Below are 13,066 nucleotides of genomic sequence, written 5' to 3' on the forward strand. Positions count from 1 at the left end.
GCCCCCGCCGGGGAACCGCCCGGCGGGGCCCGGCGGATCGGGAGCTGACCGGTCGGGAGTCGGCCGGGCGGACCGCCCCGGTCCGGGTGCGGAACTACCCATGTCCCGGCCGTCGGCGGACGGGAATGGGTAGTTCCGCGTCTTCCGGCGGGCTGCGGGCCGGTCTTCCCTGGAACCAACAGCACCACCCGCACCACCCGGAGGCGAGCAGCCATGAACCCCACGAACCGTCCGGCGGCCAGCCGCCCCACCGCCATCTACCTGCGCTGCTACCCGTACGACGCGGGTTTCCTGCTGGACTTCTGGAGCGCGCTCAGCCATTACGCCCTGGCCACCGGGCTGGGCGAGGCGACCGTGTTCCTGGACAACGGGCGCCGCTCCCAGGACCCGCTGAGTTCGCTGGAGGCGCTGCTGGCGGCGGCCGCGGCGGGGCGGGTGTCGGCGGTGGTGGTGCCCGGCCCGTTCGTCTTCTCGTTGGACGACGAGGCGGCCCGGGCCACGGTGCGCCGGTTCGAGGCGGCGGGCTGCGCGGTCCACGAGCTGCCGGACACGCACCGGCGGCGGCCCTCCGCCCGGTTCGCCGTGGCGGGCTGAGCGGGGGCGGCGGGCCCGTCAGGGGGTCTCGGCGACGACCAGCTGTCCGACCTGTTCGCCGAGCACGGCCCGGGCGGGTGCGTCCAGGCCGGAGTCGGTGACGAAGCAGTCCAGTTCGTCCAGGGCCGCGAAGGCGCTCAGTCCGACCACGCCCCACTTGCTGTGGTCGGCCACCGCGACCACCCGGCGGGCCGAGGAGATCAGGGCCCGGTTGGTCTGCGCCTCGGCCAGGTTGGGGGTGGTGAGTCCGGCCCGTTCGGAGACGCCGTGCGCGCCGATCAGCAGGATGTCGACGTGCAGCGAGCGGATCGCCTGGTCGGCCAGCGGGCCGACCAGGGCGGCCGAGGGGGTGGGGGTGCCGCCGGTGAGCAGCAGGGTCGGTCCGCTGCCCGGGTTCTTCGCGGCGTGCTCGCGCAGCAGGTCGGCGACCGGCAGCGAGTTGGTGACGATGGTCAGGCCGCGGACGTCCAGCAGCCGGCCGGCCACCGCGTGGGCGGTGGTGCCGGCCGAGACGGCGACCACGCTGCCGGGTTCGACCAGGGCGGCCGCGGCGTCGGCGAGCGCGGCCTTGGCGGCGGACTCGCGCTGCGTCTTGGCCTCGAAGCCCGGTTCCTCGGCCCGGGCGGCGCTGGTGACCGCGCCGCCGTAGATCTTCTCCACTTCGCCGGCCCGGGCGAGTTCGTCCAGGTCCCGGCGGATCGTCATGTCGGAGACGCCGAACTGCTCGACCAGGTCGGCCACCCGGACGGCGCCGGTCCGGCGCACCAGTTCGAGGATCAGCGCTCGGCGCTGGGGGCCGAGAAGTGTCGGGTCCGCCACGGGTTCTCCTTACGCCGCTCGGCAGTGGTTCACGGATCAACAGAATAGTGCGGTCCTGATCAGCCGGACGTCCACCCCTGCCCACCCCACCCAGATTCAACATAATCAAACGTTCAATGACGGTGGCGGCAAGGTCACGAAATGTCTCCTTTGAACCGACCGAAACCCGGCTGAGCTGCGCAAACACCCTCGCTCCCGATCGGGGCCCGGAACCGGACCGGTCAGAACCCTTGACACAACCGAACACCGATCCGAAACTCTCCCCAGCCGCTTGTTTGCGCCAACATGCTTCACCCCCCACCCCCACCCGAAGCCGCGAGGTACTCCCCCATGTCGCGTACGAGATCCGCGCTGCTCTGCGCCCTGCTGGCGCTCGGCGCCCCGCTGGCCGCCGGCACCGCCCCCGCGCAGGCCGCCCCCGTGCCCGTCGTCAACGGCACCCAGTTCACCGACACCACCGGCGCGGGCGTGCAGGCGCACGGCGGCGGCGTGATCAAGGTCGGCGCGTACTACTACTGGTTCGGCGAGGACCGCAACGCCGACAACAGCTTCCGGTACGTGTCGGTGTACCGCTCCACCGACCTGAAGACCTGGGAGTTCCGCAACCACGTGCTGACCCAGGCCACCGACCCGGAGCTGGCCTCGGCCAACATCGAGCGACCCAAGGTGATCTACAACCAGGCCACCGGCCAGTTCGTGATGTGGATGCACAAGGAGAGCGCCACCGACTACGGCGAGGCCCGGGCCGCCGTCGCGGTCTCCTCCACGGTGGACGGCGACTACAGCTGGCGCGGCAGCTTCCGGCCGCTGGGCGAGATGTCCCGGGACATCACCACCTTCGTGGACGACGACGGCACCGCGTACATGGTCTCCGCCGCCAACGAGAACCGGGACCTGCACGTCTACCGGCTGACCGCCGACTACACCGGCATCGACGCCCAGGTGCAGAGCCTGTGGAACGGCTCCTCCCGGGAGGCGCCCGCGCTGTTCAAGCGGGGCGGCGTGTACTTCCTGCTCACCTCCGGCGCCACCGGCTGGGCCCCCAACCAGCAGATGTACGGCACCGCCACCAGCGTCACCGGCAACTGGAGCGGCCTGACCAACATCGGCGACGACGTCACCTACGGCAGCCAGACCGCGTACGTGCTGCCGGTCCAGGGCACCTCCGGCACCAGCTACCTGTACATGGGCGACCGCTGGGGCAACTCGATGGGCGGCACCGTCAACGACTCCCAGTACGTGTGGCTGCCGCTGACCTTCCCCACCGACACCAGCATGACGATGGGCGACTCCCCGCAGATCACCGTGGACGCCGCGGCCGGCACCGTCGCCCCGATGAACGCCACCTGGGAGAACCTGACCGGGCAGCAGAGCGGCAAGTGCATGGACGTCGCCAACTACGCGTTCTCCGCGGGCGCGCAGGCCATCCAGTGGTCCTGCGGCTGGGGCGCCAACCAGACCTTCTGGTTCAAGCCGCTCAGCGGCGGCTACGTGCAGATCATGGCCCGGCACAGCGGCAAGTGCCTGGACATCGCGGGCAACTCCACCGCCAACGGCGCGGCCGTCGTGCAGAACACCTGCTCCACCGCCAACTCCCAGCAGTGGCAGGTGCAGAAGGCCGACAGCAGCGGCAACGTCCGGCTGGTCGACCGGCGCTCCGGCAAGTGCCTGGACGTGACCAACCAGTCCACCGCCGACGGCACCGCGCTGGAGCAGTGGACCTGCAACACCGGCACCAACCAGCTGTGGCGGCGCGGCCCCTCCTGGCTCTGACCCCTCAACCGCCCCCACGCACCACCCCCACCCGACGGCACGTCCCTGGCCCTCGCCCGGCGAGGGACGTGCCGTTCCGCATGCCCGCCCCCGGAGGAACACCGTGTCCCCACAGCGCCGCACCGCCCGCGCCGCCGCCCTGACCGCCCTGGCCGCGCTCGCCGCCGGCACCCTGGCCGCCCCGCCCGCCGCGGCCGACGAGGCCGCCGCCCACGTCACCGTCCGGCTCGACCCCAGCTACCAGCAGCAGCCGTTCCAGGGCTGGGGCACCGCCCTGGCCTGGTTCGCCAACGCCACCGGCAACTGGCCGGACGCCAAGCGCAACGAACTCGCCGACGCCCTGTACGGGACGAACGGGCTGGGCTTCACCGTCGCCCGCTACAACATCGGCGGCGGCGACAGCCCCGAGACCACGCCCTACCTGCGCCCGGGCGCGGCCGTGCCCGGCTACTGGAACCGGCCCGCCGCGTACGGCCCGCCCGGCGGCGACACCACCGGGTGGACCGAGCAGCCGAACTGGTGGGACCCGGGCAACCCGGACGACTGGAACCCGCAGGCCGACGCCGCCCAGCGCTGGTGGCTGACCGCCGCGAAGAGCCGCGGCGCCGACACCTTCGAGGCGTTCTCCAACTCCGCGCCGTACTTCATGACCAACAGCGGCCTGGTCTCCGGCGCCGTCAACGGCTGGCAGGACAACCTGCGCCCCGACCAGTACGACCGGTTCGCCGCCTACCTCGCCGGGTCGCTGCAGCGCGCCCAGGCCGCCACCGGCGTCACCTTCGGCTCGCTGTCGCCGATGAACGAGCCCGGCACCTCGTACTGGCACGCCGGCGGCCCGCAGGAGGGCTCGCACTGGGACACCGCCTCGCAGACCCAGCTGGCCACCAGCGTCCGCGCCGCGCTGGACGCGGCCCACCTGACCACGCCCCTGGCGGCGATGGACGAGACCAACCCGGACCTGTTCCGCGACGAGTGGAACGCCTACCCGGCCGCCGCCCGCGCCGCGGTCGGCAAGCTCAACACCCACACCTACTCCACCGGCGGCCGCGGCACCGTGCGCGACCTGGCCAAGGGCGCCGGGCTGCCCGGCTGGATGTCCGAGGTGGACCTCGGCGGCTCGGTGCCGCAGAGCTTCACCGACATGTCGCCCGCGCTCGACTTCGCGCACCGGATCACCGACGACGTCCGGGAGCTGGAGCCGGGCGCCTGGGTGATGTGGCAGGCCGTCGAGGACTACACCAACATGACGCCCGCCCACGAGAACTCCAACTGGGGCCTGGTCCAGGTCGACCTGAACTCCGCCGACCCGGCGAACGAGCCGCTGCGGCTGAACAAGAAGTACTGGGCGATGGCCAACTACAGCCGCTTCGTCCGGCCCGGCGCCCGGGTGATCGCCACCGACTCCACCGACACGCTGGCCGCGCTGCGGCCGAACGGCACCGGCGCGGTCGCGGTGTACACCAACTCCACCGGCGCCGCGCAGACCGTCACCCTCGACCTGGCGGGCTTCCAGAGCGTCGACACCTCGGTGCCGGTGCAGCAGTGGACCACCGACGGCGGCAAGAACCTGGTCCGCGAACCCGACCTGGCCGCGACCGCCGCCAAGACCCTGACCGCCACCGTCGGCCCCGGCTCGGTGACCACCTTCGTGCTGCCCGGCGCCACCGGCACCGCCACCGCGGCCGCCACCGTCCCCACCGGCCAGACCCGCCGGCTGGTCAACGACCACAGCGGCCTGGCCCTGGCCGCCTCCGGCACCGCCGTGGTCCAGCACACCCCGAACACCACCGACACCACCCAGCAGTGGAACTTCACCCGGCTCGCCGGGACGTACGACTCCACCGCCGCCTACCGGATCACCAACGCCAAGAGCGGCAAGGCGCTCAGCGTCGCCGGCGGCGCGCTGTCGCTGGTCGCGGCGGGCAGCTCCACCCAGCAGCAGTGGCTGCTGTCCACCACCGGCGACGGGCACGACACCCTGGTCAACAAGGCCGGTGGCCTGCTGCTGGACGTCAGCGGCGAGTCCACCGCGGACGGCGCGCCGGTCGGCGCCTGGACGCCCACCGGCGGCGGCAACCAGTCCTGGGCGATCGGCTCCGCCGCGCCCGACGCCTACAAGGGCCTGAAGGTCCGGCTCAGCGGGCGCTGCGCGGAGGTCGCGGGCGGCTCCACCGCCGCGGGCACCGCCGTGGTCCAGCACACCTGCGCCAACGCCACCGACCAGCAGTGGACGCTGCGGCCGGCCGGCAGCCCCGGCCAGGTCAACGTGGTGGTCCGGTCCACCGGCCAGTGCCTGGACGTGTCGGGCGCCGCCACCGCGGACGGCGCGCCGCTGGTGCAGTACCCGTGCAACGGCGGGACGAACCAGCAGTGGTCGGTGCGCGACACCGGCTCCGGGTACGTGACGCTGCTGGCCCGGCACAGCGGCAAGTGCCTGGACGTGAACGGCTCCTCGACGGCCGACGGGGCGGCGCTGGTGCAGCGGCCCTGCACGGGCGCGCCGGGCCAGCAGCTGCTGGTCGGCTGACCGACCCGGCCGCGACGACGGCGGCGGGCCCCACCTCCGGGTGGGGCCCGCCGCCGTCGTTCGTTCAGCCGCGCGGGGCGGGCGGGGGCGCGGTGCTGGCCCGCACCACCAGCTCGGGGGCGACCACGACCGGCGCGTCCCCGGCCGTGCCGGGGGCCTCGATCTGGGCCAGCAGCCGGGCCACGCACTGCCGGCCGACCTCCTCGAAGTCCTGCCGGACGGTGGTCAGCGGCGGCAGGTAGTAGGCCGCCTCGGGCAGGTCGTCGAAGCCGGCCACGCTGACGTCCTCGGGGACCCGGCGGCCGGCCTCGTGCAGGGCCCGGAGCAGGCCGAGCGCGAGGTGGTCGTTGGCGGCGAACACCGCGGTGACGTCGGGGCGGGCGGCCAGTTCGCGGCCGATCCGGTAGCCGTCCTCGGCCGTCCAGTCGCCGTACCGCAGCGGGGGCACGGGCGCGCCGGCGGCCTTCAGCGCGGCGTGCCAGGCGGCGGCGCGGCGGCGGGCGGCGTAGGAGTCCTGCGGGCCGCCGAGGTGCCAGACGGTGCGGTGGCCGAGGTCGAGCAGGTGGCGGGTGGCGGCGGCGGCGCCGGCCGCCTGGTCGGTGTCGACCGAGGGGAAGCGGCGCTCCGGGTCGCCGTCGGCGACCACCACCGGGACGCCGGAGGTGACGGAGAAGCCGGGGCGGTCGAGGATCTGCGCCTCGATCACCACCAGGCCGTCCACGGCCTGGTCGGTGAGCTGGCGGACGGCCTGCTGCACGGCGCGCTCGGTCTGGTCCTCGGCGCAGACCACGTTCAGCGAGTAGCCGGCCCGCTGGGCGGCGCGCGAGATCGCGGCCAGGGTGCGGGCGTTGCCCTGGGCGGTGACGTCGAAGGTGACCACGCCCAGGACGTGGAAGCGGCCCAGGGTGAGCGCCCGGGCGGCGCTGTTGCGCTGGTAGCCGAGCACCCGCATCGCCGACAGCACCCGTTCGCGGGTCTCCGGTTCGACGTTGCTGCGGTTGTTGGCGACCCGGGAGACGGTCTGCGAGGAGACCCCGGCGAGCGCCGCGACGTCGGCCTGCGACGGCGGCCGCGTCCTGCCGCGGGCGGTGCCGTCGGCTGTCGGGCCCTGCTGCATGCGGTCCTCCTTCATGTCTGCGTAAACATGGTAGCGGGGTGGAGATCGGAAAAAGCCACCGCCCCGGCTGCCGGAGCAGTCGGGGCGGTGACCTGGCGGGCGCGGCCGACCCTCAACGGCCGGCCCGCCGTTCCGTCCCCGGCCAGGAGCCGGGCCGCCACGCCCGTGGGGCGGCCCACCGAAGCCCGGTGGCAGGGGGACGGAAGCACGGGAGGGCGGGTCAGGCGGGCAGGCCGATGGCGCGTTCGCCGCTGCGGCGCTGCTGGATGACGACGGCGACGACGAGCAGGGCGCCCTGGGCGACGTTCTGCCAGAAGGAGTTGATGCCCTGGACGGTGAGGCCGTTCTCCAGGCAGCCGAGCAGGGCGACGGCGAGCAGGGTGCCGCCGACGCCGCCCTTGCCGCCCTTGAGGGCGCAGCCGCCGAGGGCGGCGGCGGTGATGGCCTTGAGTTCGAGGCCCTCGCTGCCGGAGGTGGGCTGGCCGCTTCCGGTGCGGGCGGTGAGCAGCACGCCGGCGAGGGCGGCGACGATGCCGATCAGGCCGTAGACGGCGATCAGGTACTTGTTGATGTTGATGCCGGCCAGGCGGGCGGCGGTGTCGTTGCCGCCGATCGCGTAGAGGTTGCGGCCCAGGTCGGTGCGGGCCAGCAGGACGTGCACGGCGAGCGCGACCAGGACCAGCAGCCAGACCATGACGGGCAGCCCGGCGATCTTGCCGCGGCCGAGGAAGACGAACACCGGGTCGCCGAGCACGTAGCCCTGGGCGCGGCCGTCGGAGATCAGCTGGGCCAGGCCCTTGTAGGCGGCCAGGCCGGCCAGGGTGGCGATGGTCGGGTTGACCCGGCCGTGCACGATGATCGCGCCGTTGAGCAGGCCGATCAGCAGGCCGACGCCGACGGCGGCGGCGATGCCCGCGTAGGCGTTGGAGCCCGCGGAGGTGAAGGCCATCGCGGAGACCACGGAGGCGACGCCGGCCTGCGAGCCGACCGAGATGTCCAGGCCGCCGCAGATGATGACCACGGTCTGCACGACGGCCAGCAGGCCGGTGATGGTGGCGGCCTCGGCGATCACCTGGAGGTTGCCCAGGCTCAGGTAGTTGTCGTTGAGCGTGCCGAACACGGCGAGCACGACGACCAGGGCGCCGATCAGGCTCAGGTGCTGGGCGCCGAGCCGGGCGATCAGCGAGGGGAGGACGGAGCCCCGGGCGGCCTCGGGCCGGGCGGGCGGGCTGGTCAGGGCGGTCATGAGGTGGCTCCAGGAGAGGGGTTGCGGGGCGTGAGGTCGTCGGCCATGGCGAGGTGCAGGACGGCTTCCTCGGTGGCGTCGGCGCGGTCGAGTTCGCCGGTGATCCGGCCGCCCTGCATGACGACGATGCGGTCGGAAAGGCCGAGCAGTTCGGGCAGTTCGGAGGAGATCACCAGCAGGGCCACGCCCTGTTCGGCGAGGTCGGCGATGATCCGGTAGATCTCGGCCTTGGCACCGACGTCGATGCCGCGGGTCGGCTCGTCCAGGATCAGCACCTCCGGACGGCGGGCCAGCCAGCGGGCCAGCACCACCTTCTGCTGGTTGCCGCCGGAGAGCTTGCGCACCTCGTGCTCGATCGAGGGGGTGCGCACCCGCAGCCGCTCGGTGTACTCCTGCGCCAACTGCTTCTCGGCGCCGCGCCTGACGAACCGGAAGCGGCGCAGGCGCTCCAGCACCGCCACCGAGGTGTTGTCGCGGATCGAGCGGTGCAGGAACAGCGCCTGCGCCTTGCGCTCCTCGGGCGCCAGGCCGAGTCCGGCGCGGATCGCCCGGCCGGGGCTGCCGCCCAGCGGGCGGCCGTCCAGGGTCGCGGTGCCGGAGCGGATCGGCAGGTCGCCGGCCAGCGCCAGGGCCAGCTCGGAGCGCCCGGCGCCGATCAGACCGGCCAGGCCGACCACCTCGCCGGCGTGCACCCGCAGGTCGATGCCGTGCACGTCGTCGGTGCTCAGGTTCTTGACGTCCAGCACCAGGCGGTCGGTGGCCACGCGTTCGCGGGTGAACATCGCGGACAGGTCGCGGCCGACCATCAGGCGCACCAGTTCGCCCTCGTTCGTGGTGGCGGCCTCCTGGACGCCCGCGAGTTCGCCGTCGCGCAGCACCGCGATCCGGTCGGCGAGCCGGAAGATCTCCTGCATCCGGTGCGAGACGTAGATGACGGCGACGCCCTGCGCCCGCAGCCGGCCGATCAGCGCGAACAGCGCCTCCACCTCCTGCTCGGAGAGCGAGGAGGTCGGCTCGTCGAACGCGATGACCTTCGCCTCCCCGGTCAGCGCCCGCAGGATCTCCACCAACTGGCGCTGCGCCGGGGTGAGTTGCGAGCCGAGCAGGTCGGGGTCCAGGACACCGGCGAAGCCCAGGCGCTCCAGGTCGGCCAGGATGCGGCGGCGCAGCTCGGCCCGGTCCAGCCGGCGGCCGGCCTTGCGCGGCAGCGAGCCCGCGTAGACGTTCTCGGCGACGGTGACGTGCGGGATGATCTCGGGTTCCTGCGGGATGATCCGGATCCCGGCGGCCCGGGCGTCGGCCGGGGAACGCAGGTCGAGGCGGTGGCCGTCCAGGTGCAGGTGGCCCTCGGTGGGCAGGTGGTCGCCGGTGAGGATCTTCAGCAGGGTGGACTTGCCCGCCCCGTTCTCGCCCATCAAGGCGGTGACCTGCCCCGCGGGGAAGTCGAGGGTGACGCCGCCGAGCGCCCGGACGGCGCCGAAGCGCTTGCCGACGGCGACGACACCGGCCGTGCCGGGCGGGAGCGGTGGCGGGGAGTGGTCGGGTGGGGTGGTCATGGCGGGTCACCTCGAAGCGGACGGGCGAACGGGCGGAGGGCGCGGCGCGCAGGAGGGGCGCGCAGGAGAAAGGAAGGGGGTGAGGGAGGGTGGGCCCCCGGCCCGGCGGGGGCAGCCGGGCCGGGCCGGGGGCGGCTCGGGCGGGTCAGCCGCAGCTGACGCCGGCGTCCTGCCAGCTGGTGGCGTCCACCATCCGGGTCGGCGCGAACGCCTCGGCGGGGAACTCCTTGCCGTTCTTGAGCTTGTCGTACACGGTCTGGACGGCGAGCGCGCCGACGTCCTTGCCGTTGATGAACAGCGCGGCCTTCATGCCGCTGGGCTGCCCGCTCTTCCAGTCCTTGCAGGCCAGGTAGGCGCCGAGGCCGACGCCGGCCACGTCCTCGGCCTTGAAGCCGGCGTTGGCCAGCGCGGTGACGCCGCCCTGCACGTTCTCGTCGTTGCAGCCCCACACCACCCAGTGCTTGACGCCGGCGTTGGCGGTGACGGTGGCGGCGACCTTGTCCTGCGCGCCGGTGGGGGTGTTGTCGGTGGCGACGTCGATGGTCTTGACGCCGGGGACGGCGGCGTCGAAGGCCTGCTGGGCGGCCTTGACCCGGTCGCCGCAGACCGTGACGTCCTGCTTCCAGGCGGAGATCACCCGGGTGTCGGCGGCGCTCCAGCCGGCCTTGGTGAACTCCTCGGCGGCGCGCTTGCCGACCTCGCCGCCCATCTGGGCGCCGGAGAAGCCGATCCGCGGCACCAGCTGCTCCTTGGCGCAGGCGGCCGGGTCCGGGCCGTTGGCGCAGATCTGGTCGTCCGAGGTGAGCAGCGCGACCTTGGCGTCCCGGGCGGCCTGGACGACCTGCGGGCCGACCGCCGGGTCGGGGACGACCACGATCAGGCCGTTGGACTTCTGCGCGAGGGCGGACTGCACCTCGCTGACCGTCTTGTTGGCGTCGTTGCCGAGGTTGACGACCTTCAGGTCGACGCCGAGCTCGGCGGCCTTGGCCTTGGCGCCGGCCGCCTCGCCGACGAAGTACTCCTGGTCGCCCTGCTTCTGCAGGTAGGTGATCGAGATCTTCCCGTCCACCTTGGCGACGCCGCCGTCGCCGGACCCGGACTGCTGTCCGGTCGAGCAGGCGGTGGCGGCCAGGCCCAGGGCGAGCAGCAGGGCTGCGGCCGAGGCGGTGCGGGAGGAGGGGGCGGTTCGAGGCATGGGGACGCTCCTTGGCGCAGGAGTCCGGACCGGCGCGAGACTGGCGCGCCGAAGTCAACAGACAACCGAACACGATCAAACGTGATGCAACAATGAGAGGGGCGGGGACTCATCGGAGTCAAGCCGGGTGACCCACCGATACCGGGTCGTAATCTGGCCACCGAGTCGACCGAACCCGCCACCGCCCGCCCGACCACCACCGCACCGACCGCCGTGACCTGCGGCTTCTCCGGGTGGAACGGGCGCCCGCCGGGGCCGCCGCCCGATCACGAAGCGGCATCACGACGCAACAACTGCTTGACGCCCCGGCAACACCAGGTCAACACTCGTCGCCAACACCATGTTGGCGTAAACATCCGCCGAAGGGCACTTCCCGTGAGCACGTCGCAGAGCACCACCTCCAGTCCCGCCCGGTCCCGCTCCGCCCCCGCCGCCCGCCGTTCCCGCAACCGCGGTGCCCGGCACGGCGGTTGGGGCTTCGCGTTCTTCGCGCCGTTCCTGGTGGTGTTCGTGATCGGGGTCGCGGCGCCGCTCGGCTACGCCGCCTACCTGAGCCTGTTCCAGGACCGGCTGATCGGCGGCACCGTCTTCGTCGGGCTGGAGAACTACCGCCGGGCCCTGGGCGACGAACTCTTCCGGGCCGGCCTGTGGCGGGTGCTGATGTTCCTGCTGGTGCAGGTCCCGGTGATGCTCGGCCTGGCCCTGCTGGCCGCGCTCGCCGTCGACAGCGGCCGGCTGCGCCGCCCCGGCCTGTTCCGGATCGGCGTCTTCGTCCCGTACGCGGTGCCCGCCGTGGTCGCCTCGCTGATGTGGGGCTACCTGTACGGCGACCGGTTCGGACTCGCCGGGCAGATCGGCGACTTCCTCGGCACCAAGCTGCCCGACCTGCTCGGCCCGGACTGGATGCTGGCCTCCATCGGCAACGTGGTGACCTGGCAGTACACCGGCTACAACATGCTGATCCTGTACGCCGCGCTGCGCACCGTGCCCACCGAGCTGTACGAGGCCGCGGCGCTGGACGGCGCGGGCGAGTTCCGCAAGGCGTGGAGCATCAAGCTCCCCGCGGTCCGCCCGGCCCTGGTGCTGGCCACGGTGTTCTCGATCATCGGTACCTTCCAGCTGTTCAACGAGCCCAACGTGATGCAGTCGCTGGCGCCGAACGTGGTCTCCACCAGCTACACGCCCAACATGTACGCCTACAACCTGGCCTTCAACGGCCAGCAGTTCAACTACTCGGCAGCCGTCGCCGTGGTCCTCGGCGGCGTCACCGCCGTGATCGCCTACGCCGTCCAGCTCCGGTCGATGCGGAAGGGGCAGGGCGCATGAGCAGCACCACCACCACGAAGCGGCGGCCGCGCCGCAGCCGGGCCAGCAACGCGCTCACCCTGGCGATGGCCCTGATGCTCGGCTACGCGCTGCTCCCGCTGGTGTGGCTGTTCATGGCCTCCACCAAGGACACCGCCTCGCTGATGAACAGCTTCGGCCTGTGGTTCGGCCACGGCTTCCACCTGTTCGGCAACATCGCCGACGTGCTGAGCTACGACCACGGCATCTACCTGCGCTGGTTCGGCAACACCCTGCTGTACGCGGTGGTCGGCGCCGGCGGCGCCGCGTTCATCGCCACCGCCGCCGGGTACGGCCTGGCCAAGTACCGCTTCCGCGGCCGCACCGCGCTGGCCGCCACCGTGCTCGGCGCGATCGCCATCCCCGGCACCGCGCTGGCCGTCCCGACCTACCTGCTGTTCAGCAAGGCCGGGATCGTCGACACCCCGTGGGCGGTGCTGCTGCCCTCGCTGGTCAGCCCGTTCGGCGTCTACCTGATGCGGGTGTACGCCGCCGAGGCGGTGCCGGACTCGATGCTGGAGGCGGCCCGGATCGACGGCGCGGGCGAACTGCGCACCTTCTTCACCGTCTCGCTGCGGCTGCTCGCCCCCGGCTTCGTCACCGTCCTGCTGTTCGCCCTGGTCGCGACCTGGAACAACTACTTCCTGCCGCTGATCGTGCTCAGCGACCCGAAGTGGTTCCCGCTGACCGTCGGCCTCAACCAGTGGAACTCCCTGGCCACCGGCGCGGCCGGCAGCGGCGCCACCACCACCGACTTCTACCCGCTGGTCGTCACCGGCAGCCTGCTGGCGATCGTCCCGCTGGTGGTCGCCTTCCTCTTCCTGCAGCGCTACTGGCAGTCCGGCCTGTCGGCCGGCTCCGTCAAGGAATGACGGCACCTCCCCCTCCCTCCCCC

The 13,066-nt window shown here is 72.9% G+C and carries 10 protein-coding genes; 5 read left to right on the forward strand and 5 right to left on the reverse strand.

Annotated features, from left to right (window positions below):
* Positions 1-213: 213 nt before the first annotated feature.
* Positions 214-594 (forward strand): hypothetical protein, encoded by a 381-nt coding sequence (locus IH44_RS0107935; RefSeq protein ID WP_030458713.1) that lies wholly within the window; start codon positions 214-216, stop codon positions 592-594.
* A gap of 18 nt (positions 595-612) precedes the next feature.
* On the opposite strand, the gene IH44_RS0107940 is transcribed toward IH44_RS0107935, so the two are convergent.
* On the reverse strand, positions 613-1,413 hold the full coding sequence (locus IH44_RS0107940) for a DeoR/GlpR family DNA-binding transcription regulator (RefSeq protein WP_030458714.1): 801 nt from the start codon (positions 1,411-1,413) through the stop codon (positions 613-615).
* A 330-nt stretch (positions 1,414-1,743) separates the two neighbouring features.
* On the opposite strand from IH44_RS0107940, the gene IH44_RS0107945 reads away from it, so the two are divergent.
* Together IH44_RS0107945 and IH44_RS49055 are read left to right on the forward strand one after the other, a co-directional pair.
* Positions 1,744-3,186, forward strand: coding sequence for an RICIN domain-containing protein (locus tag IH44_RS0107945; RefSeq protein ID WP_030458715.1), 1,443 nt, complete (start codon positions 1,744-1,746; stop codon positions 3,184-3,186).
* Positions 3,187-3,289: 103 nt separating this feature from the next.
* Positions 3,290-5,713, forward strand: a complete 2,424-nt coding sequence (locus tag IH44_RS49055; protein ID WP_051816663.1) for an RICIN domain-containing protein — start codon at positions 3,290-3,292, stop codon at positions 5,711-5,713.
* Positions 5,714-5,777: 64 nt separating this feature from the next.
* Here IH44_RS49055 and IH44_RS0107955 read toward each other — a convergent pair whose 3' ends face one another.
* The 4 genes from IH44_RS0107955 to IH44_RS0107970 form a co-directional block, all read right to left on the reverse strand.
* Positions 5,778-6,845, reverse strand: coding sequence for a LacI family DNA-binding transcriptional regulator (locus tag IH44_RS0107955; protein ID WP_035954331.1), 1,068 nt, complete (start codon positions 6,843-6,845; stop codon positions 5,778-5,780).
* Positions 6,846-7,050: 205 nt separating this feature from the next.
* The gene (locus IH44_RS0107960; protein ID WP_030458718.1) at positions 7,051-8,076 is read right to left on the reverse strand and encodes an ABC transporter permease; all 1,026 of its coding nucleotides are present in this window, start codon (positions 8,074-8,076) and stop codon (positions 7,051-7,053) included.
* Positions 8,073-9,632 (reverse strand): sugar ABC transporter ATP-binding protein, encoded by a 1,560-nt coding sequence (locus IH44_RS0107965; RefSeq protein WP_035954333.1) that lies wholly within the window; start codon positions 9,630-9,632, stop codon positions 8,073-8,075. The genes IH44_RS0107960 and IH44_RS0107965 overlap by 4 nt, the downstream gene beginning before the upstream one ends.
* A 145-nt stretch (positions 9,633-9,777) precedes the next feature.
* On the reverse strand, positions 9,778-10,827 hold the full coding sequence (locus tag IH44_RS0107970) for a substrate-binding domain-containing protein (RefSeq protein WP_030458720.1): 1,050 nt from the start codon (positions 10,825-10,827) through the stop codon (positions 9,778-9,780).
* A 375-nt stretch (positions 10,828-11,202) separates the two neighbouring features.
* Here IH44_RS0107970 and IH44_RS0107975 point away from each other — a divergent pair, with 375 nt between their 5' ends.
* Complete coding sequence (locus IH44_RS0107975; protein WP_030458721.1) at positions 11,203-12,153, forward strand: carbohydrate ABC transporter permease; 951 nt, start codon at positions 11,203-11,205, stop codon at positions 12,151-12,153.
* Complete coding sequence (locus tag IH44_RS0107980; RefSeq protein WP_030458722.1) at positions 12,150-13,043, forward strand: carbohydrate ABC transporter permease; 894 nt, start codon at positions 12,150-12,152, stop codon at positions 13,041-13,043. The genes IH44_RS0107975 and IH44_RS0107980 overlap by 4 nt, the downstream gene beginning before the upstream one ends.
* The last annotated feature ends 23 nt before the right edge of the window (positions 13,044-13,066 follow it).

Source organism: Kitasatospora sp. NRRL B-11411 (assembly GCF_000721345.1).
GTDB classification, from domain to species: domain Bacteria; phylum Actinomycetota; class Actinomycetes; order Streptomycetales; family Streptomycetaceae; genus Kitasatospora; species Kitasatospora cineracea.

What these genes read in the sequence shown, in the direction of transcription:
- IH44_RS0107935 (WP_030458713.1), top strand. Translation starts at nt 214, where the DNA reads ATGAACCCCACGAACCGTCCGGCGGCCAGCCGCCCCACCGCCATCTAC.
- IH44_RS0107945 (WP_030458715.1), top strand. Translation starts at nt 1,744, where the DNA reads ATGTCGCGTACGAGATCCGCGCTGCTCTGCGCCCTGCTGGCGCTCGGC.
- IH44_RS0107955 (WP_035954331.1), bottom strand. Translation starts at nt 6,845, where the DNA reads ATGAAGGAGGACCGCATGCAGCAGGGCCCGACAGCCGACGGCACCGCC.
- IH44_RS0107960 (WP_030458718.1), bottom strand. Translation starts at nt 8,076, where the DNA reads ATGACCGCCCTGACCAGCCCGCCCGCCCGGCCCGAGGCCGCCCGGGGC.
- IH44_RS0107965 (WP_035954333.1), bottom strand. Translation starts at nt 9,632, where the DNA reads ATGACCACCCCACCCGACCACTCCCCGCCACCGCTCCCGCCCGGCACG.
- IH44_RS0107970 (WP_030458720.1), bottom strand. Translation starts at nt 10,827, where the DNA reads ATGCCTCGAACCGCCCCCTCCTCCCGCACCGCCTCGGCCGCAGCCCTG.
- IH44_RS0107980 (WP_030458722.1), top strand. Translation starts at nt 12,150, where the DNA reads ATGAGCAGCACCACCACCACGAAGCGGCGGCCGCGCCGCAGCCGGGCC.